This is a genomic window from Pseudoalteromonas sp. 31A1, from assembly GCF_011378815.1.
In the GTDB taxonomy this organism is placed as follows: Bacteria; Pseudomonadota; Gammaproteobacteria; order Enterobacterales; family Alteromonadaceae; genus Pseudoalteromonas; species Pseudoalteromonas arctica.
Window position 1 is genome coordinate 136,618 of record NZ_WTKY01000003.1, and the last position, 23,220, is coordinate 159,837.

A 23,220-nucleotide genomic window follows, 5' to 3' on the forward strand; every position below is an offset into this window, starting at 1 on the left:
GGCTTTCAGTTAACTGTAGTCAGTCGATTCTAGTTTTCGCGAGTGTGGTTAAATGTCACTTCTGGGTAACGCTCTACCGATAAGTTAAGATTTACACGGCTCGGCGCAATGTAAGTTAAGTTATCGCCACCATCGAGTGCTAAATTACTTTCGCACTTGCGCTTAAAGTCTTCAAACTTTTTAACATCGTCGCTGCTTACCCAACGCGCTGTATTTACGTTTACACCTTCGTAAATAGCATCTACGTTATATTCGGCTTTTAAGCGCGCTACAACTACATCAAACTGAAGTACACCTACCGCGCCCACAATTAAATCGTTGTTTATAAGCGGTCTAAATACCTGCACAGCACCTTCTTCAGAAAGCTGTACTAAGCCTTTTAATAATTGCTTTTGCTTAAGCGGATCGCGAAGACGAATACGGCGGAATAATTCAGGCGCAAAGTTAGGGATACCACTAAATTTAAGCTTTTCGCCTTGTGTGAACGTATCACCAATTTGAATGGTACCGTGGTTATGCAAACCAATAATATCGCCCGCGTAAGCGTCAGCTGCGCGCTCACGATCGCCCGCCATAAAGGTTACCGCATCAGAAATGCTCACTTGCTTGCCAATTCGCACGTGATTCATTTTCATGCCTTGGCTATACTTACCCGATACAATACGCATAAATGCAATACGGTCACGGTGTTTAGGGTCCATGTTGGCCTGAATTTTAAATACAAAACCAGTAAAGTTTTCTTCAGTTGCAACAATAAGTCTGTCTTCGGTTTCACGAGGCAGTGGCGTTGGTGCCCATTTAGTTAAACCATCTAAAACGTGGTCAACACCAAAGTTACCAAGTGCGGTACCGTAATAAACTGGCGAAAGCTCACCTGCTAAAAACAGATCTAAATCAAATTCGTTTGATGCGCCAATAACAAGCTCAAGCTCATCGCGTAATTGCGCAGCTAAATCTTCACCAATGGCAATATCAAGTTCTGGGTTATCAAGACCTTTAATGGTACGAACTTCTTGAATTTTATGACCCTGACCTGTTTTGTATAAAACAGCTTCGTCATTATGAATGTGATAAACACCTTTGAACTCTTTACCACAGCCAATTGGCCAAGTAATGGGTGCACAGGCAATATTTAGCTCTGTTTCAACTTCGTCAAGCACTTCCATTGGGTCGCGAATTTCACGGTCACATTTATTCATAAACGTAACAATTGGCGTTGTACGCAGGCGTGTAACTTCCATTAGCTTACGGGTACGATCTTCTACACCCTTTGCCGCATCAATAACCATTAAACACGAATCTACCGCAGTTAATGTGCGGTAAGTATCTTCCGAGAAATCTTCATGTCCTGGAGTATCAAGTAAATTAACAAGTGCGTTGTTATATGGAAACTGCATTACAGAGGTAGTAACAGATATACCACGCTCTTTTTCCATTTCCATCCAGTCAGACTTTGCATGCTGGTTAGAGCCACGGCCTTTTACAGTGCCGGCTCGTTGAATAGCTTGTCCGAATAACAATACTTTTTCGGTAATGGTTGTTTTACCAGCATCTGGGTGAGAGATGATAGCAAAGGTTCGTCGTTTATTAATTTCGCTAAGGAGATTTTGATCTGCCATTAAAAAAGTTCTTTTAGTTTGTATACGGATATTATCCACTTTAAGTATGCTGAGCTTTCAAGGCTTAAATAATACCAATTGCATTAAATTAGCGTTCTATTATAGCGATAATAAAATAGCGCAATAACAAGGCGAAATTATCACATAGAGTTATTCTCTATGAATAATTTTTAACGTAGTTAGTGAGTTATTTAATACGCTAGAACGATCTTGTTTTTAATAAAATTGGTATAGAGCAACCTCGAAAGCTCAACACACCATCAGAAAAGCCCTAAATTGGCCCTTCACATGCGATCCGTTATGTTAATCGTAATTGAAGACTATTTTCGCTGATCTTGGCCTTATAAACAATCAATGGTTGGTTATTAGCTGATCTTTTTTATTAATATGGATTTTGGGAAGCCTAACTGCAAATGAGGTACAAAAAAATCAGTAATAAGCCAAATAAATAGGATCAGCACACAATACACCAAGCCTCTGCACACCATTAGAATTTTTAAGCCTTGCTTGAGAATATAACCTAGTGGCCCGGCTAACAGCCCTGCGTTAACCCACTGGTATTTATAACTAAGAGTAAATTAGAAAATTTAATTTTAAGTGATAGCATTTATCTTTAAAAAAATGACTTTAAAAGATGTAAATTTATGTAAACTTTTTTGAACAATAAAATAACAGTTATAAGCATGTAACTTATTAAATTAAAATAACTTAATAAAATAAAAAAACACCAATACAGAGCTAAATACCATGTAACTACTGATTGTAATTTAGCCACCAAGACCGCCACAAGCTTGTGTAATAAAGTCGTAACGCATATTATTGATAGATTGCATGGAGGATAAGTCGTTTGGTCATGAAAACCAGTAAGTTAAGTATTAGATTATTATGGTATATAACACCCCTTGTTATTCTACCGCTGCTATTTTTAGGTGGCTTTACGCTCACTAATGTAACTAATTCAACACAAAAACAAGCTGATTTAATAATGAGCCGTTTTGTTGAGCAACAACAGCAAAAAATATTTAATTATATCGACTCTTTTCACTCTACAGCAAAACTACTTTCAACCTCGCCAGTACTTAGTGATTTTTTAGCAAACGACATTCGTGCCAACGGTAATTACACCCGAAAACTTGGCGCGCTTATGGATGTATTTGCCAGTTACAGTGAGGCTTATCCCGATATAATTAGCATTAATTTAGTTTCAGCCAGTGGTAAAAGCGATGCCTACTACTCTAACAACCTAACAACAGCGCCTAAAAGCTACCCATTTTTTAATCAAGTATTGCAAAGTAATTTAAGTAAACAGCAATTTATGATTCAAAAGGATGATGGCACCACTAGTTTGTATTTTATTCAACGAATTTATAGTGTTGATTACTATTTAAAACGACCACAGCAGCTTGGTTTTATTGTAATACATATAGAACCTTCAATACTAAACTCTAGTATTTTAGAAGCGCCATATAACAACACGCTTAATTTAATGTTGACTAAAGACGGGAAAATTTTATTTAGCTCCGATTATAATATGCGTGGCCAATACATAAGCGAGTACGAACTTAATCAAGTGCACGACCTCGCTGATATCGGCATGCTTTCAACTATTGAACTCTCAAGCATAGACAAAATAGAGCGAATGATTTTTGCAGTGCAAATGCCCGGCGGATATTATTACGTATCGACCATTCCCAAAGGGGTGCTTTATCAATCAGGTAAAGCCATAAGTTTAATAACAGGCTTAATTGTTATTATTTCGGTGATCACCCTGCCAATATTAATTTTTGTAGTGGTCCGCAATTTATTACTTAACCCAATTGAGTTACTCGGGGCTGCGAGTCATCGTGTTGGTGATGGCGATTTGTCGGTGCACTTACCAGCTCATACAAATGATGAAGTAGGTGTTTTATTTAACGACTTTAACCACATGGTTAATCAAATAAGGCACTACCAACAACAGCTTGAAGAATACAAACACCACCTTGAAGATAAAGTGGAAAGTCGTACCCAAGCACTTGAAGCTATGAACAGCCAACTTGAGTTAGCTATTGGCCAAGCTGAGCAAGCTAATCAACTTAAGAGTCGTTTTTTAGCTAACATGAGTCACGAAATACGCACGCCGCTCACGGCCATTATGGGCTTTACAGAGCAGTTACTACACAACGATAAAGTAGCGAATGACAAACAACACCTAAGCACTATTTTACGTAATTCAAAACACTTACTAGAGTTAATAAATAACATACTCGATTTATCTAAAATTGAAGCTGAAAAGCTGGCTGTTGATTTGTCAGCGTTAAATGTAGTGCAGCTTGTGCACGACATTGAATCAATTATTCAACCACTGGCACAAGAAAAACAATTAACCCTTAATATCGACTATCAACTGCCGCTACCTCGCACCATTTATAGTGATGTGACCCGCTTAAAACAAATACTTATAAACATTGCTAATAACGCTGTTAAATTTACCGAAAATGGCAGCGTGTCTATTTGTGTGCATTATTTACAAGCAAGTCAAAAGCTAGAGTTTGTAATTAAAGATACTGGTATTGGTATGTCTGAGCATCAAATAGAACGTGTATTTAAGCCGTTTGAACAAGCCGATGCCACAACTACACGTCGTTTTGGTGGTACAGGTCTTGGGTTGTGTATTTCTAAAAACTTAGCACTGTTACTTGGTGGCGATGTAAACCTTGAAAGTGAAGTGGGTGTAGGTAGCCGAGTTACAATTAGGGTGGCATGTCAGCTATCTGATGATCAACCCATGCTTGAATTTTTAACGCAAGACAGCCAGTTAATACCAGAGAAAGACCCTCTCTTATCGTTTGCAACCAATAGCTTCGACGCCAATATATTAGTGGCTGAGGATAACCCAGATAACCAACTATTAATTAAATTATTACTGCAAACCTGGGGTCTTGAACCCGATATTGCCAGTAATGGCGCACAAGCTGTAGAAATGGCGCTCGTAAACGACTACCAACTTATTATTATGGATATGCAAATGCCTGTAATGGGCGGATTAGAAGCGACTAAAATGCTTCGTCATGCAGCGTATGATGGCCCTATCATTGCCCTTACTGCCAATGTAATGAACCATGATATAGGCACTTATCTAGAAGCTGGTTGCGACAAAGCACTGGCTAAACCCATTGATAAAGATGCTCTTGAAAATGTACTCGTAAGCTACCTGCATCTTGAAAAAGATAATCAAAATAAATGGGATAGCCTATTAAAGAGCGAAAAGTTTCAGCAAATTGCCGATAATTACTTAGCTAACTTACCTACATATTTAGAAGAAGTTAAAGCTTTGCAGCATTGTGATGATTGGGAAGCATTAAGAGGTATAGCGCACAGTGTTAAAGGCAGTTCTGGATGCTTTAACTTTGATGAAATTTACCATAGCGCTGCGGCACTTGAAGAGAACTTAAAAAGTAACAATAAAGTACCAAGAGACGAGCTGGTAAATGATTTAATAGCAGCCATTGAGCAAGCAATTAGCGACAAAGTAACCTAAAAAGTAAACTTACAAAACGGTACAAATGCAGTACTTTAGCGGCTCTATATTTTAAATGCTAATTACCGACTTTAATTATGAAAAGTTTAAACCTAGCGCCATACCCATTAAAATAGCGTCTTCAAAGCCATTTTTAGCAGGGTTATCGCTTGGGTAGTAGTTTTTACGCACTGACATCTCAGCAAAGCCTGCGCGCTCGTACAGCGCAATAGCACGCGTATTTGATTCGCGTACTTCTAAAAAGAGGTTTTCAGCATTTTGCTGCTCACCATATTCAATAAACTGCGCTAACAACTGCCTTGCAATACCCTTACTCTGGTGACTTGGTGTTACACAAATATCCATAAGTGTAAAATCAGGCCCTGCTTTTTCACCAATATAAAAACCAATCATGCTCGCCTCATCAAATGCGGCAACATTAAAATAGCGCCCGCCTATACATGAACCCATTGTATTTAAAGTCCACGGATGGCTATGACACGCTGTTTCGATGGCCATTAATTGAGGTATTGCAGTTTCATCTACTGATTTAAAGTTTATCAAGGTGTTCACTCATTAAAGCCCATAAAGCACGCTTCTCAGAGGCGTTGAGCTGTGGGGTTGGCAATGTAAGCTTATTGTCGTTTAATTGAATCTCACTGCCCTGTACAACGCTATTTATAATAATAGGTTCTGCACTGAGTTTAATGTCTGCAAGTAGTTGCTCATTTAGCGTTAAAGAACTAGCTATCGCGCTTTGCGATAAAGTATTAGCTTGATCATTTGCTTGAGGACAATAATGTTGATTGAGTTCAAGATTTTCTATATCAAAAATAGCTGCGTAACGTGGATGCATAACAACTCAGTAGATTAGACATTTGAACAATATAAGAAGTAATAAAAACGATGTAAAGAAGAAATGGCAGGGGCGGAGAGATTCGAACTCCCAACCATCGGTTTTGGAGACCGCTGTTCTACCAATTGGAACTACGCCCCTGCAATGACGACGAATTATAGAGAAGTTTCGCCAAAGGTAAAGAGAAAAATCACTCTTTTAGTTTAACTGCTTTTTAAATAAACAAAACGGCGAATTAGCATGCTAATTCGCCGTTTTTTAATCACTTAAAATTAGTTAATTAAAACTAAAATTAATTATTCCCATTCGATAGTTGCAGGTGGTTTACCTGAAATATCGTAAACAACACGAGAAATACCGTCTATTTCATTAATGATACGGTTTGATACCACACCTAAAAACTCATAAGGTAAATGTGACCAGCGCGCTGTCATAAAGTCGATTGTTTCCACACAACGAAGTGATACAACCCAATCGTACTTACGTGCATCGCCCATAACCCCTACCGATTTAACAGGTAAGAATACAGTAAACGCTTGGCTTACTTTATGGTAAAGCTCAGCTTTGTGAAGCTCTTCGATGAAAATCGCATCAGCGCGGCGTAATAAATCACAGTATTCTTTTTTGATTTCGCCAAGTACACGAACACCTAAACCAGGTCCAGGGAAAGGATGACGATAAAGCATGTCGTACGGTAAACCTAGCTCTAGGCCAATTTTACGTACTTCGTCTTTAAATAACTCACGTAATGGCTCAACAAGACCCATTTTCATGTCATCTGGTAACCCGCCCACATTGTGGTGAGATTTAATAACATGCGCTTTACCAGTTGCAGATGCCGCTGATTCAATTACGTCTGGGTAGATTGTACCTTGCGCTAACCATTTTGCATTTTTAAGCTTTTTAGCTTGTTCATCAAATACATTAATAAACGTGTGGCCAATGGCTTTACGCTTATCTTCTGGGTCTGACTTACCTGCAAGGTCATTTAAAAACTGCTCTTCAGCTTCAACTTTAACAATGTTTAAACCAAATTTATTACCAAACATGTCCATTACTTGCTGGCCTTCGTTTAAACGAAGTAAACCATTATCAACAAATACACATGTTAGCCTTTCGCCAATTGCACGGTGAATAAGCATAGCCACTACCGATGAATCAACACCGCCAGAAAGACCTAAAATAACTTCGTCATCGCCAACGGTTTCTTTAATACGCTCGATAGCATCATCGATAATTTTTGCTGCAGTCCACAATTTTTCACAGCCACAAATATCAATAGCAAAACGCTCTAATAAGCGCTGACCTTGATGCGTGTGCGTTACTTCCGGGTGAAACTGTACGCCATAAAAACGTTTTTCTTCGTTAGACATTGCAGCATGTGGACAAGTAGATGTTTTAGCTGTTGTTGCAAAACCAGCTGGAATATCCATTACTTTGTCGCCATGACTCATCCATACGTCGAGTATGCCGTTGCCACCATCGGTAATATGATCTTCAATTGCATCAAACAATGCACAATTACCTACTTTTTCAACTTGTGCGTAACCAAACTCTTTTTTATCAGAGCTGTGTACACTACCACCTAGTTGAGCAGCCATTGTTTGCATGCCATAACAAATGCCTAACACAGGCACGCCTGCATTAAATACGTACTCTGGAGCGCGCGGGCTGTTTTCAAGTGTTGTTGATTCTGGGCCACCAGAAAGAATAATACCTTGTGGGTTGAACTCGCGGATTTGCTCTTCAGTCACATCCCATGCCCATAGCTCACAGTAAACACCAATTTCGCGGATACGGCGCGCGATTAATTGCGTGTATTGTGAACCAAAGTCTAAAATGAGAATTCGTGAATCGTGAATATCTTTGCTCATGGAGTATCTCGTAAAGTCTGATGCTAAATGTCATTTGTTAATGTAAACGACTAAAAAGAGGGCTTGCAAAGCAAGCCCAGTATATTAAATTAATTACGCTGCTTAACCTAAGCGGTAATTTGGTGCTTCTTTAGTGATTTGCACATCGTGTACGTGCGATTCACCCATACCCGCTGAAGTAACGCGTACAAACTGTGGTTTTGTATTAAGCTCTTCAATTGTTGCACAACCCGTTAAACCCATAGCACTACGTAAGCCACCTACTTGCTGATGAATAATCGTTGCAATTGGACCTTTGTAAGCTACGCGACCTTCAATACCTTCAGGTACTAACTTGTCTGCTTCGTTTGATTTTTGGAAGTAACGATCTGATGAACCTTCTTTTTGATCCATCGCGCCCAATGAGCCCATACCACGGTAAGACTTGTAGTAACGACCTTGGTATAATTCAACTTCACCTGGTGCTTCTTCTGTACCAGCGAGAAGAGAACCCACCATTACACACGATGCACCAGCAACAAGTGCCTTAACAATATCGCCAGAAAAACGAATGCCGCCATCAGCAATTACAGGAATGTCGCGACCTTTTAAGCCTTCAACAGCATCTGAAATAGCTGTAATTTGTGGAACGCCACAACCGGTAACAATACGTGTAGTACAGATAGAACCTGGGCCTATACCTACTTTAACTGCGTCGGCGCCAGCGTCTGCAAGTGCAATCGCACCTTCTGCTGTAGCTATGTTACCGGCAATAATTTGTAAGTCTGGGTACTCTTTGCGAGTTTTAGTAACACGGTCAATAACACCTTGAGAATGACCATGCGATGTATCGATAAGTAAAACATCAATACCCGCTTCTACTAATGCAGCAATACGCTCATCAGTACCAGCACCAACACTTACAGCAGCACCTACACGTAAACGACCTTGGTCGTCTTTACATGCGTCTGGTTTGTCTTGGGCTTTTTGGTAATCTTTTACTGTTATCATGCCTTTAAGTTTAAAAGCGTCATCAACAACAAGGATTTTTTCAATGCGGTGTTCGTGCATTAAGCCTAAAATTTCTTCGCGAGCTGCGCCTTCTTTAACGGTAACAAGCTTTTCTTTTTTAGTCATAACGGTAGAAACAGGCTGTTCAAGCTTAGTTTCAAAACGCATGTCACGGCTAGTTACAATACCAACAAGTACATTGTCGCTATCGGTAACTGGAAAGCCTGAAAAACCTTTTTCGTGTGAAAGCTCAATAGCGTCTGCTATTGTTAAATCGGCAGTCACCGTTACAGGGTATGAAACAATACCTGCTTCGTAGGTTTTAACTTTACGTACGTTTTTCGCTTGTTCTTCAATAGTCATGTTTTTATGAATAAAACCAAGACCACCTTCTTGCGCAAGGGCAATAGCTAAACGAGCTTCTGTAACAGTATCCATAGATGCTGAAATAAGCGGCAAGTTAAGTTTGATACCACGCGTTAAGCGAGTTGAAATATTTGCCGTGTGTGGCAAAACAGTAGAATGACCAGGTACTAAAAGTACGTCATCAAAGGTAAGAGCTTCTTTAGCGATTCTAAGCATTTTGGCAACTTCTCACATGTGGATCTAAGATAAGGAATTGCGGCCAAATTTTAACAGCGTTGTTGCCATGAGTAAATAATATTTAGCAAATATTTATGATAAAGTAGTGCAATAAATAGTTTTAGGTTGTTTTTTATGTTTTCGAAGCCTTCGCAGGCGGTTTACACCGTTTCACGCCTTAATAGAGAAATTCGCACAATCCTTGAGCAAGGTTTTGCATCTTTAGTGCTCACGGGCGAAATTTCTAACTTTATTACCCCTGCATCTGGACATTGGTACTTTTCGTTAAAAGACGATAAAGCACAAATTAAAGCCGCAATGTGGCGAGGCAATAATCGCAACCAAAGCTACCGCCCTGTAAATGGCGCACAAGTTACAGTAAAAGCGCGTGTATCGCTTTATGAACCTCGCGGTGACTACCAGCTTATTGTCGAGCATATGGAACCCGCAGGCGAAGGTCAGCTAAAACAAGAATTTGATGCGCTTAAAATGCGTTTAGCCGCCGAAGGATTATTTAGCTCTGCTCACAAACAGCCATTACCCCAAAATATTAATCGCATTGGTGTTATTACCTCAGCAACCGGCGCTGCTATAAAAGATATTTTAACGGTACTCAAACGCCGTGCACCGCAGCTAGAAGTCATCATTTACCCTGCTATGGTACAAGGCAAAGAAGCGCACGTGCATTTAATTAACCAAATTGAATTAGCCAACACACGTGATGAAGTAGACGTACTTATTTTAGGGCGAGGCGGCGGATCACTTGAAGATTTATGGTGTTTTAATCACGAACAGCTCGCCCGCGCTATTTTCAAAAGTGAATTACCGATAGTAAGTGCGGTAGGCCACGAAATAGATACCACTATTAGCGATTACGTTGCTGATGTTCGTGCAGCGACTCCATCAGCCGCAGCTGAGCTTGTAAGCCCTAATACGCAAGAGTTACACAACAAAGTAACGCAATTAGTTAATCGTTTATCTAACGCGTTTAAGCACGGCATTGCCGACAAGCGCGCACTAGCAACGCAGTTACAACACCGCCTTAATTTATGTCATCCGCGTAATCAGCTTAATCAAAAATCACAACGTTTGGATGAGCTAAGCATTGCGCTGCAACAGGCGATGCGTAATCGTTTATACCAACAAGAACGCACACTCAATAACTTAACGCCGCGTTTAATGCGCCAATCACCCGATAAAAAACTCGCTACAGCAAGCCATCAACTTTCGCAATTACAAGCTAGGCTAAACCAAGCTATACAACATCAGTTACAGCAAGCGAATAATAGCTTAGCACTGCAAGCAAGCAGGTTAGATTCAGTAAGTCCGCTTAATGTTTTAGCGCGCGGCTATAGCATCACTAAAACACAACAAGGCAAAGTGGTTAAATCTGTGGGGCAAATTAAAACAGGCGATGTTTTGATTACAGAGCTCGTTGATGGCTCTATAGAATCACAGGTTATACCTGTTACATAAAGTTGGTATTACTTAAAACTCTGTACTTAGCAACAATTTAAGCTCGCTATCGCTTGATGTGGAGGTAGTGCTTTTAAATTGTTGCCAAAACTCTTGCTTCATCAACTTGTCGTTTAGCTCTCGCCATTGAGAATTATCAAATGTGTCGTTATCCGCGGGTGCGGCAAGTTCAAATTCACATATCGTCGTTTTACATTTTGCGCTAACAACATCGGGTATAATCGCTAAATCAGCTGTTAATAAAAAATCTTGTAATGCCATTTCAGTACGATAAGCCCATTCTTCGTCACGCGTTTGCTTTTCAAATTTATCACGTAAAATCTTCTCAAAATCTGAAGGACCTCTCATTTGCTTTAAAATGCTTTTAACTGTCGCTTTCTGCTCAGCAAGTTGCTGCTTAAGCTGAGTTACTTGCTCTTCTAAAGGTAGCTCATCAAGCATTTGGGTTTCTGAATAGGTTGGAGGCGTCTCTTCAGCGGGCTCTATACTAGCGACTTGCTCAGGTACTGCAGAGTCTGCATTACTTAATACCTCATTACTTTGTTGTCCAGTATGAAGCTTTTGCTGTTTTTCATAACTTGGCTGCGACTTAACAGATTCTGGATGACTTGAAGCTGCATTAAAGTAGCTCCAAGTTAAACCTACACCCGCAATAAACCCAATCCCTAGAGCCAATAAACTATTCTTGTTCATGTTAATTCCTTTTAAGTTTTATTATTTTTAATTACTTATAGCATTGCACTCGTGTGCGATTCGTTTTCAGGCTCAGGATTTGCTAAAAAGTTTTGGTTCATACTTTGCGCCGGACACTCACAATCCGGTCGACCAATAATTTTAGCGGGCACGCCAACAGCGGTTGTGTGTGGTGGAACATTGCTAAGTACAACTGAGCCCGCACCAATTCGTGCGCCCTCACCTACTTCAATATTACCAAGTACTTTAGCGCCGGCGCCAATTAATACGCCCGCTCTAATTTTGGGATGACGATCACCCTGCTCATTGCCTGTACCGCCAAGCGTTACAGATTGCAAAATTGATACATTATCTTCAATTACCGCTGTTTCACCAATAACAATACCGGTTGCGTGGTCAAACATAATGCCTTTACCCACTTTACATGCTGGGTGAATATCGACCCCAAACACTTCAGAGTTACGGCTTTGAATAAAGCGCGCTAGCTCTTTGCGGTTTTGTTGCCACAAGCAATTAGCCAAACGGTGCGCCTGAATAGCATGAAAACCTTTTAGATTTAATATAACCGTAAGATAGGTTTCTGATGCAGGGTCGCGGTCTTTTACCGCTTTAATATCCTCAGCAACAAAAGATAGCATACGGTCACATTTTACAAATGCTTGATCGAACAGCTCTCGGATAGTGAATGCCGATACCACCGCATCAGCCAACTTATTAGCAACAATAAAGCTCAATGCCGAACCTAAACAATCATGATTCAAAATGCATGAATAAACATGACTTGCTAATAATGGTTCACGTGTTACTACATCGTTAGCTTCTTCGCGAAGCTGTTGCCAAATTGCATGACGCATAATACTGCACTGCCTTAAGTTGATATAAAATAGCCTTTTCCCAAGTCTAACGGATTTAAAGCCTAAGGTGTTAATCCCTTAGTTATTTGTTCTGGTTATTAGATATAACTAGCACCCAGAAATGATATTTTAAATACGTACCCACTTTTTAGATTAAGCTATACGACAGTTGCTAAAATTTCCAATACATACTTAAAATATAATAAATTAATAAAAATCAAAAGCTAACAACATATGACAGTTCACCTGTCATATGCCAAAATACATACTGGCGTACAGCTGACGGCGTAAATAACAAAAACAAACGCTAAATTAGCATCATCAACTCAACAAGGATAACGATGATGAAAAACGATGTATTAAATACAAGAAAATTAGGTTACAAATTTTACTTTCAAGATGGCGATAATCAAATAGCGTGTTTTGGTAGCTACTTTACAGGGAAAGAAGAAGTATACGTAAATGATGAACTTATAAGTAATAAGCGTAACCAAAGGATTCACAGTGGCCATCAATTTAATATTGGTGACAATGATTTTAAAGTAATGTTTGAAATGCGTAATATTTTAACTGGCAGGTTAGAGTGCTCACTTTATAAAAATGGCCAATTTATAAAAAGTTATGAACAATCATCATTATTAAATAACCCAAAAACTTCGTTAAAAGTGCTTTTTGGCTGCTTTTTTGGAGGCCTAGTTGGTGGCTACTTGCTAATTATAATTTTAGAATTCTTGATTGGGAAATTTTAAAATGCAACTTAATCCTAAAACAATAAAAGAACTTAGGCAGCAATTTAATTGGACGCAACAGCAACTTGCCGATGCCTGCGATGTAAGCTTGAGAACAATCCAACGGGTAGAAAAAGAAGGCGCGGCATCAAAAGAAACCACAATGGCTTTATGCGCGGTTTTAGAAGTACGCCAGGGTAAATTAATTAAGCTTGATGAAGATACAACACCTCTCGGTGGTGCAACAACTTTAAACAAGCACACTATAACCACGGTGTTAGCATTGTCATCAGTAGTCAGCTTCATATTAGGCATGATAACTGTTTTTTTTATTATGAAATAAGGAGCTGCAGCAATGTCAAAATATGAGTCGAAAGAGCTACGTGGCCACATCACTTTAGTTGTAATAATAAGTGCAATGATACTTTTTGGGTTAGGTGTAAAAATTGGTTCAATACTATATCCAATACCATAAAAAATGCCCCAATATATGGGGCATTTTAATTATCTTAACTTATATAACTATTTAAACCTTCATTGAAATACTTTATCAACTTTCATCACTTCAATATTTTTTGCAGGAATTGCTAATTTGTAATCAGCAATTACTTTATCTTCAGCCACTAATTCGGCAGGTTTATCGGTATTGTAAACCATTGGTGATGTTTGCTCAGACGCTAAACGTTTTTGCATATCAGCGCCGTCTGCGGTTATAAACACATATTGAACGTTGTCTGTTTGTAGGTTTTCTTTAATAACGCGATTTACATCAGCAACGCTTAGCGTTTTAAGTTTGTTAGTGACGTAACTTACAAAGCTATCTGTGTTGTAAAATTCGCTATCAAGTGCGTAACCTAATTGGCGGTTTTGACTTGCAACCATTTGCGGTACAAAGTTAATTAAAAAGTTACGCGTGGCTTCAAAGTCATCTTCGCTCATACCATTTTTAATTAGCTTATCTAGCTCAAATAAAGCCGTACGAGTTGCAAAGTGCGCATCGTTATTAGAGCGAAGTGGGCGTAACCACACTTGAAATATTTGCTCAGAGCGCCCTAGGTTTGCATCAGGCTTGGTTTGAAACATACCACGTGGAAAGTATTCAATGTATGCGTAATCGCCGTAGTTCATGCCGCGGGTTTCACGAATGCGCTCATACAAAAAGCTGTTAGAACTACGGTGCTCACCAAAGTACGAACGCACAAGCCAAAGTGCTGTCCAGTCTTCGCTACTTCTTATTGTATCAATAGGAAAACCAAACGATACCGCAGTCGATTGCGCCGACTTTTCTACAATAGTTGCATGATGACCTTTAAGCGCTGGTGCATCAGGAATACTTAAACGGCTTTGATCACCTTTTGGTAGCGTTGCAAAATCGCTCATCATTTTAGCTTTAAGTTTTGCAGGCACAGCCCCAATTAAGCCAACCGTGAGTTTAGATTGCGTAAGCTCGCTGTTATAAAATGCTTTAACGTCATCCAGCGTCAACGCTTCTAAATCAGAAATATCACCGTAGTTGTAGCTTTCATAAGGATGATTTTTGTAAAGCGCGCTGTATAGCACTTCTTTGCCTAGCTCTTCATCGTTAGATGCTTTTAAGCCTGACTTAATACCGTCGATCATTTCTTTTTTGAGGCGTTTAAAGTCATCCTCTCTAAAGCCTGGGTTTAGTAATTGATCGCTCACAAGTGTATACCACTGCGACGCGTTATCTTTATGAATACGTCCTTGAAACGACAGCATTTCTTTATCTATTTGATAACCAAAGCTACCCGCAAGCGGATAAAGTGCTTTTTGAATATCTTTATAGCTTGTCGCCTCTGAGCCACCTTGTGCAAGCATAGCCGCAGTTAACGCAGCAACGCCTTTTTTGCCTTGAGGGTCGGCAGCCGCACCGGTATTGAATAAAAAGTTAACATCAATTAATGGCGAGCTATTGGTTTTATCAAGTACTTTAAATACAGGAGCCGCAGGTGCTTGTTTAAGCTTTGCAGTAAGCGCATTTAAATCAACTTCTTGCTCAAAACTTGGCGCTTCATCAAGTGCCGACATTGTTAATGTGGTACGTGCGTTATCAGTAAAGTATTTATTAGCAACGGCTTTAATATCTGCGCTGGTGATGTTATCTGCCGATTTATACAGCTGGTTTATAACCTCAGGATCGCGCTCAAAATGCATGTAGCTGGCAAGGGTTGATGCAATCGCTTGCGACGAATCTAAACCATTAATAAAGCTGTATTTAAGGTTCGATTTTAAATCACTCAGCTTTTGCTCATCAACAAGCTCAGTGCGTGCTTTTGCATAAGTTCGGTTAATGGCATCGCGTGCAGTGGCTAAATCGTCTGCGTTTTCTACTTTAACAAATACGTGTAATAAACCCGGATCTTTAGTCTCTGGGTTATAGGTAAACATTTGGCTGGCAATTTGTTTGTCGACCACTAGCTCTTGATATAAATCTGAATTACTTGAAAAATAAAGCTGTGAGATTAAATCAAGCGCCGCTCTGTCTTTTTTAGCAGGCTCCCACGCAGCGCCTTTGTACGATACAAGTAACCAATGCCCTGGTAGCGCTTCATCTTGCTGGTGCAAATATTTTGGTGCTTGTTGCACAGGCTCTGCCTTAATGTCAGCAACGTAGTTACCTTTTTTCCAGCTGCCCCAATGCTTTTTAACCATAGCCATTGTTGCTTGTGGCTCTACATCGCCCACAATTACAATCGATACATACTCAGGCTTATAAAATTTAGCAAAAAACTCTTTACCGTACGCCATTTGATCGGGCATCGCTTCTATGTCTTTAAAAAAGCCCATAGTGGTGTGTTTATACGTGTGCTTATCAAACGCTTCTTCGCGTACAGCGCTTAATAATTTACGAACTGGGCTCGCGTTGTTTTTTAAGTACTCACCTTTTACCGTTTGTGCTTCGGTTCTAAATTGCTCTTCGGTGTAGGTTAAGTTTTGAAAAATATCAGCTTCAAGCTCAAGTACTTTATCAAGATGCTGCTTTGAAAAGTTTAAATGGTAGTTGGTGTAATCGTTTGTTGTATACGCGCGGTTATCAACACCTGAATTTTTTAATATGTCTGAATACACATCTTCAGGGTATTTTTGTGAGCCTTTAAACATCATGTGTTCAAAAAAGTGAGCAAAGCCTGTTTTGCCCTCTTCAACTTCGTTACGCGACCCAACCGATACCGGAATTTGCAGCGACACTACATCAGGGTAATCAGTTTTAACAACCATGACACGTAAGCCGTTTTCTAGCTCTTCAATTAAATAATCTTGCGAAAAAACACGATCATCAGCTTTATTTACTTGTTCTTGTTGTGCTGTTGTTTGCGTGCTTTGGTTTTGTTGCATGGCGCAACCTGTTAACGCCAGCGATACCGCTAAGCTGGTTGCTAATAATTTAAATTTCATTGTTGTCCCTTTTTAAATTGAGCAAATTTGTTGTCAGATTTAACTCTTTAATTATGCCCCAAAGCCAATAAATATAAGAGCCCCAAGGGAATTTATTATGTAAACAACTGTGTCAATTATAAATAATGGGAACAAGCACTATGAATAAACATCATGTTAGTTGAAAAACTTTCACTAAACAAATCTATCTAGACGTCTAAATGGCTGCTATATTAAATCCATCAAAACAAACTTAGCTGGAATGAGGATTATGGCTTTATCACTAAAAGAGAAGATAGTGGACACCAACCAAGGTGTTTATCTTATTGGTACTACCCCGCCTAAAATTGGCACCGATAAAGCGCAATTAAAAACCATTGCAGAAAAGCTATTAGGTCGCTTACACGAAATTGAATACGACGGCGTAATAATTTACGACATTCAAGACGAAAGCAGCCGAACCAATCAAGACCGCCCATTTGCGTTTAAACAAACCGTTGATCCGCGTGAATACAGCCATTTACTTCGTAATTTATCTGCACAAGATGTGATTACTTATAAAAGTGTGGCGCAGCGTGGCGTAGGCGAATTTAAAGATTGGCTAAGTGAAACTAAAAACGACTACGATTTACAAAATGTTGTTTTAGTAGGTAGCCCATCATCGATAGGCGATATAAAGCTAAGCCTGCCAGATGCGTATAAAGCGATGGCTGAGCAATCAGATGATTTCTTTTTAGGTGGCGTTACGATTGCCGAGCGCCATTCAAGTAAACGAAATGAGCACGAACGATTAATAGAAAAAACAGCACAAGGTTGTCAATTTTTTATATCGCAAGCTGTTTACGACGCACAAGCTACTATAGAGCTAATTACTAGCTACGCACGTACGTGTAAAGCACAGGGTATTACACCTCAACGTATTATATTAACGTTTACCCCGTGCGGCGGCGAAAAAACCTTAGACTTTATGCAATGGTTGGGTATCTCAGTGCCAGAGGCAACTAAATGGCGCATGCTTGATGCAGACAATACATTAAGCGAATCAGTCCGTATTTGCCGTGAAAACCTCGACTTAATACTTAAAAGCTGTGCGCATTTAGATGTACCGCTGGGCCTAAATATTGAAAGCTTAACAAACCGTAAAGAAGAAATTGACGCGTCAATTAACTTATACCGTTTATTAAAAGCCATTATGGAATTGAACCTTGCGGAAAAGCTAATAGCTTAAAGGCTAGGTAAGAGCTAATTAACACCCTTCTTGGCAAGCCTCATGGCTTGCTTTTTTATGTCCGTACTTTGAAAAATGAATTAATAAATACAAGTAAAAATTTGCAGCTTAAGCTATTTATTGAAGCTGTTTTTGGTTATTACTCTCAAGCCTTTTTAAGGCAAACCCCATAGAGGAGCACATAACACCAAAAACTATTCCCTCATTAGATATAAATCTAATGCTAGTAAACGTTTCAAATAAGCTTATTATTGCTAAGGAAAAAATAAAACCTATCGCAGAAAAAACCAGCCAAGTTTGTGTGGCATGAGTCATGACGAACCTCCTTTTACTATTGTGCCTTTTTAGCGAGCTTATACGCTTGTTTATTTTTATACATTGCGTGGTCTGCATCATTTAATAGCGCTTCAAAGGGCTGCTTTTGTTTATTAGTAAAACTATAACCAATACTAAGCGATAAATCGCAAACGTCTTCTTTGAGTAAGGCTTTTGAATACTCAGTCGAAATTTTATCCATGATGTAGTTAATCTTGCTTTTATCGCTTACTTGCATTACTGCAACAAACTCATCGCCACCTAAGCGCCCTACTATATCAGCATCTCTTAAATGCGTTTTTAGCGTATCCGCCAATATAATTAAGGCTTTGTCGCCCACTTCATGTCCGTAGGTGTCGTTTAATTTTTTAAAGTCGTTTATATCGATAAACAAACAACACACGTCAAAGCCTAAACGTAGCGCTAAGTTAAGTTTTTGCTGGGCTAATAAGTTAAGTGCTCGGCGATTATAAATATTCGTTAATGAGTCTAACATGGCTATTTCGCGCATTTGCTCATAGCTATACACAAGCGCTAGGTCGTCTTCAATCAAATCACGTAGTTGTTCTATGAGTTCAAAATATTCATCGGTATAGCTTGTTTTCTGAGTGTCTTTTAAGCATAGCGTGCCAAATACTTCGCCTTCAGGCCAATGAATAGGTAAACCTAGGTAGGATTCAACACCATCTTCAACTACTTCTGGTAGGGTGTTCCATGCATCGTTATTACTTGCATCATTAACATATAAAATATTTTTAGTTTCAGCAACGTACCGACAAAACAGAGGTGTTTGAGGAGGAAGTATAGGATTGGTCTCAAAGTTAGAGCCACCTTCGTTACTTCTAATAACAACGCGATAGCCTTTGCTTGTTGCCTGAACTATATAACCAGACGGGGCTGAAAAAAGCCCCGTTATAAGGTCGATTGTTTTTTGCCATTTATGCAAAGATATTTGGCCATCAATACCAGAAAATGCCCATTGATCAATTTCAAACATTGCTTTACCTCGGCTATTTAGTAGCTCCAGTATAGGCAAAAAAGCAAAGTAAAAGCTATTATTTGCGACGTCTACTTGGCTCTCTTTTACCAGTGATGCGTTTTTTATCGCGATCTTTTCGCGACTTGTTAGTATTTTTACGATTATCTTTTGGTTTTTTATTAGGATCTGGCTCGTAACCTTCTAACCACTGCGGCGTTAAACGCGTATCGAGTAGTACTTCAATTTCTTCTAGCAGCCATTGCTCATCAAGACTTACCAGCGACATAGCAAGTCCTTGTTCACCAGCACGACCTGTACGGCCAATACGGTGCACGTAATCCTCGGCAATGTAAGGTAGTTCAAAGTTAATTACGTATCTAAGTGTAGAAATATCTAAACCACGCGCAGCTACATCGGTTGCAACAAGTACGCGTGTAATACCTTCTTTAAAGTTTTGCAATGCACGGTCGCGTGCGCCTTGCGATTTGTCGCCATGGATTGATTCGGTTTTTAAACCGTCTTTACACATTTCTTTAGCAAGCTGATCAGCCATTTGTTTTGTGCGAGTAAAAATAAGCACTTGGCGCCAGTTTTTCATGCCAATCATGTGCGATACAAGTTCGCGCTTACGATCCTCATCTACAGCGTAAATAACTTGCTCTACTTCAACCGCGGCTGAGTTACGTTTATCAACTTCAATTAGTTCTGGGTTTTTAAGTAACTTTTTACTGAGTTCAAACACGCTGTCATCAAACGTAGCTGAAAATAGTAAAGTTTGGCGATCGCCCGGGATATGTCGCAATATACGTCTAATTTCATCAATAAAGCCCATATCAAGCATGCGGTCAGCTTCGTCAAACACTAAGGAGTCTACACTTGAAAGTACCACACTGCCTTTAACTATATGATCAAGCAAACGCCCAGGTGTTGCCACTATAACTTGCGCTGTTTTAAGTGCTTTTATTTGAGGGCCAATACTTGCGCCACCATAGGCTAAAGCGCCATTGATATTAGTGCCTTGTGCGTACTTTTCAAAGCTTGCAAATACTTGCTGAGCAAGCTCACGGGTTGGCGTTAAAATGACTACACGTGCAAGGCCTTGCTCATCTTTTTTAGGGGTATTTAAAAGCTTATGTAATAAAGGTAAAACAAAGGCGGCAGTTTTACCCGTACCTGTTTGCGCGCTGCCCATTACATCACTTCCGGCTAAAATAGGCGGAATAGTTTTAATCTGAATTGCGGTTGGTTGAGTGTAATTATTTTGCTCAATCGCTGTTAATAATAACGGGTCGAGATTAAGTGATGAGAACGTAGTGGCAGACATAGGCTTAGCTTTAAAATAACAAAGAGCGCTATTGTACGCATATTACTGTACTGCGTAAATTAACCAGTCCAGAAAAGTATTTAATCGTGGTTGCTCACTTTCACTTTAGCGCTAAAACAATAAAAAAGGCGCTAAATAACAGCTGTATTTAGCGCCTTTTATAATTTGCTGTAGCTTTAAGCTGGCTTTAGTGTCGCTTTACGCTCGTTGTAAAACGCTATTAAATCGTCAACTGTTGCTTGGCAGTATTCGCGTATACCCGAAACTACCATATGCTTTTCACCACTACCCACTTTAACGCCGTTTTCTAACAGGTTAAAACGTAGTGTAATTTTTCCACGCTTACCGGCGTACTCAAAACTAGGCTCTGCAAACTCAAGTTCTGGTGCTGTAATATCAAGATTATCAAGGTTGATAAGCATTGATTCGTAAATAATCATTGGGCGAGCAGGGTTTATCATTACCTCTTGCTTGCCCATTAATGGAATAATTACATGCGGAAAAGTAGTACCAGAAAACTCAACATAATTTTTTATTAGGCTATTAGTCAGTGCTGGGCATTGGCTGGTTTTACCTTTGCGCTTTACCTTTAAAATAACTTTTTCGCCATTGGTTACATCAAACTCATCAGCCCCTTCAGGGAAGTTAAGTTTGGTGTTTTCATCAACCATACCGGCAAAAGTAAATTCCATTTGTTCACTAATACCGTAGCGGTCTAGTACCAATGAAAAAAGTAAGTCTCCTGGCGCGCAAAACTTTTTGGCATCTTTGTCGTGAAGTGGATTGTAATCGTCAGCAACGCATTTAGCGAATCGACAACCTTGCTCACGAGAGATAGAAACATAATCAGCATGCTGCTGAAAAAAAGGACTTAACATAGTTTGTTCACTGCTTAAACTGCTTATAACCTATCTATATTACCAGAAAAAAAATACTGAGAGGTCGAATCTGTTAGATTAGTTGCTAAATAAAACAGAGCAATAAAAAACAATGACCTTTTATTTATTAGCGCTATCAATTATATGTGTTTTTCCGTACTGCAAAATATCAATAATGCGGCAACCCCTTTGGCACTACTTACTAGCTTTAAGTGTTGTAAGTGCATATTTTCAAGGTTATATAAATTTATATGCCCTGCTGTTAACCGGGCTTTACGTTGTTTTATACTACTGTGCGCTAAATACAAAGCAGGCAATAATACGCGCTACTTTAAGTACTGTTTTTATAGTTTCCTCATTGGCATTAGCACTTCATTGGATGCCTGGTTTTAATAACCTCCCTATTGTTATAAACGAGCGTATTACAAGCGATGCGATTGCATTTACCCTTTATGCTAATTTTGATAAAGCTATGGCGGGTTTATTTCTTTGTGCTTACTTTTATTCGAATAAAAAAGCTTTAAAAGCAGACTCTAATAAAGCGGGCCCATTAAACGTTAAACAACCCATTTTAATAGTTATTGCTACTGTTTTAGCTACGCTCACTGCGGCTTTAATGCTTGGACTTGTAAGCTTCAACCCTAAGGTTCCTGGCTTTTGGTTAGCCTTTATTGCTATTAATCTTTTATTTACCTGTGTTGCCGAGGAAGCTTTATTTCGAGGTTTACTACAAACTAAGCTTAGCAAAATAATTACACCTACCCGTTTAGCAATACTTGCCCCTGTAATTACTGCAGGTATTTTTGCTTTGGCACATTTTGCTGGAGGAATTAACTATGTATTGGTTTCATTTATTGCCGGCTTGGGGTATGGCTATGTTTTTTATAAAACGCAGCGCTTAGAGTGGGCTATTTTATGCCATTGGTTGGTTAATGTTTGCCACTTCTTTTTGTTTACTTACCCGATGCTCAATAAAATCTAAATACATTTACAAATGCTAACAATTTACTTAGTAGTAAACATTGCCCGCATTTGATTTTGTTAGTAATTTACTATTTCAAATAATAAATTAAGGGACTAATAAATATGCTACGTTTTATAACGGCAATAACAGTGCTCGCCACAATAACGGGTTGTTCAAGCATGACTTATCATACAGATATAGACAACGGCGTTTTATCTCAAGAAATTGGCACCTACGTTAATAAAAGAGATTTACAGCAATTTTATAGCGACCAAGAAGCACACGAAAGTGGCGCTACACTCCTAAGGTGAAAGCTGTGATGGCGACGGTATGGGTAACAATAATGTAAGCTATAACCGCTCTAAATCAAACGCAATTGATTTACTTAAAGCTGATGCCATGCGCAGAGGCGGAAATGCTTTTACTATTAATTCTTGTAGTGAAACGTCTGTATCGTATTGCGACCTATCTGTTTTATGCACCGGACAGGCCTACGACTATTAATAAGTAAAAGTGCAAATTATATATTAAGCGCAAAGCTAAGTAGTACGCGCTTTCCAGACTCTATTTTAGATACGCTGTGTTCGTACTTATCGGGTCTGAATAAATACACGCGATTAAATAAATTTATAATGCATTTTGAGCATTTAAATACCCCACCCGCTTTAGGTTTTTCTAATACAAAGTTGAGCTTGTAATAGCGCCCTTGCTGCACAGGGTCAATATGGTTCATTACGCTGTGATTAGTTGGGTAAGTAACAAGGTTTATCGAAAATGTATTGCTGCTAAAAATAGCTTTGTTTTTAACGGTTGCAATCATACTGCCTCCTATGAGTTTATATGCCGTATTGTAGCATTGGACTAAGTCTCATTATGGTTTTAAACGAGACTAAAACACCATGACATATAGCCAATAAAACTAATATAAAATGATTAAACACAAAAAAGCCGAGCTTAATAAAGCT

General features: G+C 39.2%; 19 protein-coding genes, 1 tRNA gene and 1 pseudogene. 7 read left to right on the forward strand and 14 right to left on the reverse strand.

Annotation, left to right across the window (positions count from 1 at the left end; genetic code table 11):
• Nucleotides 1-29: 29 nt before the first annotated feature.
• Nucleotides 30-1,619 (reverse strand): peptide chain release factor 3, encoded by a 1,590-nt coding sequence (prfC, locus tag GQR52_RS04460; RefSeq protein WP_007581628.1) that lies wholly within the window; start codon nucleotides 1,617-1,619, stop codon nucleotides 30-32.
• 853 nt (nucleotides 1,620-2,472) lie between these two features.
• On the opposite strand from prfC, the gene GQR52_RS04465 reads away from it, so the two are divergent.
• On the forward strand, nucleotides 2,473-5,139 hold the full coding sequence (locus GQR52_RS04465) for an ATP-binding protein (protein ID WP_007581624.1): 2,667 nt from the start codon (nucleotides 2,473-2,475) through the stop codon (nucleotides 5,137-5,139).
• A 75-nt stretch (nucleotides 5,140-5,214) separates the two neighbouring features.
• On the opposite strand, the gene rimI is transcribed toward GQR52_RS04465, so the two are convergent.
• The 5 genes from rimI to guaB form a co-directional block, all read right to left on the reverse strand.
• Nucleotides 5,215-5,682 carry a ribosomal protein S18-alanine N-acetyltransferase gene (gene rimI / locus GQR52_RS04470; RefSeq protein ID WP_165727697.1) on the reverse strand — a complete coding sequence of 156 codons (468 nt, stop codon included), beginning with the start codon at nucleotides 5,680-5,682 and terminating at the stop codon, nucleotides 5,215-5,217.
• Nucleotides 5,669-5,974, reverse strand: a complete 306-nt coding sequence (locus GQR52_RS04475; protein ID WP_165727592.1) for a hypothetical protein — start codon at nucleotides 5,972-5,974, stop codon at nucleotides 5,669-5,671. The genes rimI and GQR52_RS04475 overlap by 14 nt, the downstream gene beginning before the upstream one ends.
• Nucleotides 5,975-6,038: 64 nt before the next feature.
• Nucleotides 6,039-6,115, reverse strand: a tRNA-Trp gene (locus GQR52_RS04480).
• Between the two features lie 155 nt (nucleotides 6,116-6,270).
• Nucleotides 6,271-7,848, reverse strand: a complete 1,578-nt coding sequence (guaA, locus tag GQR52_RS04485; protein ID WP_165727593.1) for a glutamine-hydrolyzing GMP synthase — start codon at nucleotides 7,846-7,848, stop codon at nucleotides 6,271-6,273.
• A 102-nt stretch (nucleotides 7,849-7,950) separates the two neighbouring features.
• A complete protein-coding gene (gene guaB, locus GQR52_RS04490) occupies nucleotides 7,951-9,420 on the reverse strand; it encodes an IMP dehydrogenase (protein ID WP_165727594.1) in 1,470 nt (489 codons plus the stop codon).
• A 135-nt stretch (nucleotides 9,421-9,555) separates the two neighbouring features.
• On the opposite strand from guaB, the gene xseA reads away from it, so the two are divergent.
• On the forward strand, nucleotides 9,556-10,896 hold the full coding sequence (gene xseA, locus GQR52_RS04495; protein WP_165721065.1) for an exodeoxyribonuclease VII large subunit: 1,341 nt from the start codon (nucleotides 9,556-9,558) through the stop codon (nucleotides 10,894-10,896).
• Nucleotides 10,897-10,908: 12 nt separating this feature from the next.
• On the opposite strand, the gene GQR52_RS04500 is transcribed toward xseA, so the two are convergent.
• The gene (locus tag GQR52_RS04500; protein WP_165727595.1) at nucleotides 10,909-11,589 is read right to left on the reverse strand and encodes a hypothetical protein; all 681 of its coding nucleotides are present in this window, start codon (nucleotides 11,587-11,589) and stop codon (nucleotides 10,909-10,911) included.
• 35 nt (nucleotides 11,590-11,624) lie between these two features.
• Nucleotides 11,625-12,443 (reverse strand): serine O-acetyltransferase, encoded by an 819-nt coding sequence (gene cysE, locus GQR52_RS04505; protein WP_165727596.1) that lies wholly within the window; start codon nucleotides 12,441-12,443, stop codon nucleotides 11,625-11,627.
• A 344-nt stretch (nucleotides 12,444-12,787) separates the two neighbouring features.
• Here cysE and GQR52_RS04510 point away from each other — a divergent pair, with 344 nt between their 5' ends.
• Together GQR52_RS04510 and GQR52_RS04515 are read left to right on the forward strand one after the other, a co-directional pair.
• Nucleotides 12,788-13,192: a hypothetical protein gene (locus GQR52_RS04510; RefSeq protein ID WP_197139946.1), complete on the forward strand. Its 405-nt coding sequence runs from the start codon at nucleotides 12,788-12,790 to the stop codon at nucleotides 13,190-13,192.
• A 1-nt stretch (nucleotide 13,193) separates the two neighbouring features.
• The gene (locus tag GQR52_RS04515; protein WP_024598636.1) at nucleotides 13,194-13,514 is read left to right on the forward strand and encodes a helix-turn-helix transcriptional regulator; all 321 of its coding nucleotides are present in this window, start codon (nucleotides 13,194-13,196) and stop codon (nucleotides 13,512-13,514) included.
• Between the two features lie 191 nt (nucleotides 13,515-13,705).
• Here GQR52_RS04515 and GQR52_RS04520 read toward each other — a convergent pair whose 3' ends face one another.
• Nucleotides 13,706-16,588 carry a M16 family metallopeptidase gene (locus GQR52_RS04520; RefSeq protein ID WP_165727598.1) on the reverse strand — a complete coding sequence of 961 codons (2,883 nt, stop codon included), beginning with the start codon at nucleotides 16,586-16,588 and terminating at the stop codon, nucleotides 13,706-13,708.
• Between the two features lie 250 nt (nucleotides 16,589-16,838).
• Here GQR52_RS04520 and GQR52_RS04525 point away from each other — a divergent pair, with 250 nt between their 5' ends.
• Nucleotides 16,839-17,795, forward strand: a complete 957-nt coding sequence (locus tag GQR52_RS04525) for a methylenetetrahydrofolate reductase (RefSeq protein ID WP_024593278.1) — start codon at nucleotides 16,839-16,841, stop codon at nucleotides 17,793-17,795.
• Between the two features lie 117 nt (nucleotides 17,796-17,912).
• Here the strand turns inward: GQR52_RS04525 and GQR52_RS04530 are convergent, their stop codons facing one another.
• The 4 genes from GQR52_RS04530 to GQR52_RS04545 form a co-directional block, all read right to left on the reverse strand.
• On the reverse strand, nucleotides 17,913-18,110 hold the full coding sequence (locus tag GQR52_RS04530; protein WP_165727599.1) for a hypothetical protein: 198 nt from the start codon (nucleotides 18,108-18,110) through the stop codon (nucleotides 17,913-17,915).
• Nucleotides 18,111-18,126: 16 nt separating this feature from the next.
• Nucleotides 18,127-19,107, reverse strand: a complete 981-nt coding sequence (locus GQR52_RS04535; RefSeq protein WP_165727600.1) for a sensor domain-containing diguanylate cyclase — start codon at nucleotides 19,105-19,107, stop codon at nucleotides 18,127-18,129.
• A gap of 58 nt (nucleotides 19,108-19,165) precedes the next feature.
• On the reverse strand, nucleotides 19,166-20,413 hold the full coding sequence (locus GQR52_RS04540) for a DEAD/DEAH box helicase (protein ID WP_024593280.1): 1,248 nt from the start codon (nucleotides 20,411-20,413) through the stop codon (nucleotides 19,166-19,168).
• 176 nt (nucleotides 20,414-20,589) lie between these two features.
• Nucleotides 20,590-21,291, reverse strand: a complete 702-nt coding sequence (locus tag GQR52_RS04545; RefSeq protein WP_007581602.1) for a DUF3581 domain-containing protein — start codon at nucleotides 21,289-21,291, stop codon at nucleotides 20,590-20,592.
• A 358-nt stretch (nucleotides 21,292-21,649) separates the two neighbouring features.
• On the opposite strand from GQR52_RS04545, the gene GQR52_RS04550 reads away from it, so the two are divergent.
• Together GQR52_RS04550 and GQR52_RS20675 are read left to right on the forward strand one after the other, a co-directional pair.
• The gene (locus tag GQR52_RS04550; RefSeq protein WP_231609597.1) at nucleotides 21,650-22,273 is read left to right on the forward strand and encodes a CPBP family intramembrane glutamic endopeptidase; all 624 of its coding nucleotides are present in this window, start codon (nucleotides 21,650-21,652) and stop codon (nucleotides 22,271-22,273) included.
• 104 nt (nucleotides 22,274-22,377) lie between these two features.
• A pseudogene (locus GQR52_RS20675) lies at nucleotides 22,378-22,759 on the forward strand (hypothetical protein).
• A gap of 16 nt (nucleotides 22,760-22,775) precedes the next feature.
• Here GQR52_RS20675 and GQR52_RS04560 read toward each other — a convergent pair.
• The gene (locus tag GQR52_RS04560) at nucleotides 22,776-23,075 is read right to left on the reverse strand and encodes a hypothetical protein (RefSeq protein ID WP_021032137.1); all 300 of its coding nucleotides are present in this window, start codon (nucleotides 23,073-23,075) and stop codon (nucleotides 22,776-22,778) included.
• Between the last annotated feature and the right edge of the window lie 145 nt (nucleotides 23,076-23,220).

Excerpts from the sequence above, each read along its gene's own strand:
- GQR52_RS04520 (WP_165727598.1), bottom strand. The coding sequence starts at position 16,588 with ATGAAATTTAAATTATTAGCAACCAGCTTAGCGGTATCGCTGGCGTTA.
- GQR52_RS04540 (WP_024593280.1), bottom strand. The coding sequence starts at position 20,413 with ATGTCTGCCACTACGTTCTCATCACTTAATCTCGACCCGTTATTATTA.
- GQR52_RS04475 (WP_165727592.1), bottom strand. The coding sequence starts at position 5,974 with ATGCATCCACGTTACGCAGCTATTTTTGATATAGAAAATCTTGAACTC.
- GQR52_RS04510 (WP_197139946.1), top strand. The coding sequence starts at position 12,788 with ATGAAAAACGATGTATTAAATACAAGAAAATTAGGTTACAAATTTTAC.
- GQR52_RS04545 (WP_007581602.1), bottom strand. The coding sequence starts at position 21,291 with ATGTTAAGTCCTTTTTTTCAGCAGCATGCTGATTATGTTTCTATCTCT.
- cysE (WP_165727596.1), bottom strand. The coding sequence starts at position 12,443 with ATGCGTCATGCAATTTGGCAACAGCTTCGCGAAGAAGCTAACGATGTA.
- guaA (WP_165727593.1), bottom strand. The coding sequence starts at position 7,848 with ATGAGCAAAGATATTCACGATTCACGAATTCTCATTTTAGACTTTGGT.
- GQR52_RS04560 (WP_021032137.1), bottom strand. The coding sequence starts at position 23,075 with ATGATTGCAACCGTTAAAAACAAAGCTATTTTTAGCAGCAATACATTT.
- GQR52_RS04465 (WP_007581624.1), top strand. The coding sequence starts at position 2,473 with ATGAAAACCAGTAAGTTAAGTATTAGATTATTATGGTATATAACACCC.
- GQR52_RS04525 (WP_024593278.1), top strand. The coding sequence starts at position 16,839 with ATGGCTTTATCACTAAAAGAGAAGATAGTGGACACCAACCAAGGTGTT.
- guaB (WP_165727594.1), bottom strand. The coding sequence starts at position 9,420 with ATGCTTAGAATCGCTAAAGAAGCTCTTACCTTTGATGACGTACTTTTA.
- GQR52_RS04535 (WP_165727600.1), bottom strand. The coding sequence starts at position 19,107 with ATGTTTGAAATTGATCAATGGGCATTTTCTGGTATTGATGGCCAAATA.
- GQR52_RS04530 (WP_165727599.1), bottom strand. The coding sequence starts at position 18,110 with ATGACTCATGCCACACAAACTTGGCTGGTTTTTTCTGCGATAGGTTTT.
- GQR52_RS04515 (WP_024598636.1), top strand. The coding sequence starts at position 13,194 with ATGCAACTTAATCCTAAAACAATAAAAGAACTTAGGCAGCAATTTAAT.
- xseA (WP_165721065.1), top strand. The coding sequence starts at position 9,556 with ATGTTTTCGAAGCCTTCGCAGGCGGTTTACACCGTTTCACGCCTTAAT.
- prfC (WP_007581628.1), bottom strand. The coding sequence starts at position 1,619 with ATGGCAGATCAAAATCTCCTTAGCGAAATTAATAAACGACGAACCTTT.
- GQR52_RS04500 (WP_165727595.1), bottom strand. The coding sequence starts at position 11,589 with ATGAACAAGAATAGTTTATTGGCTCTAGGGATTGGGTTTATTGCGGGT.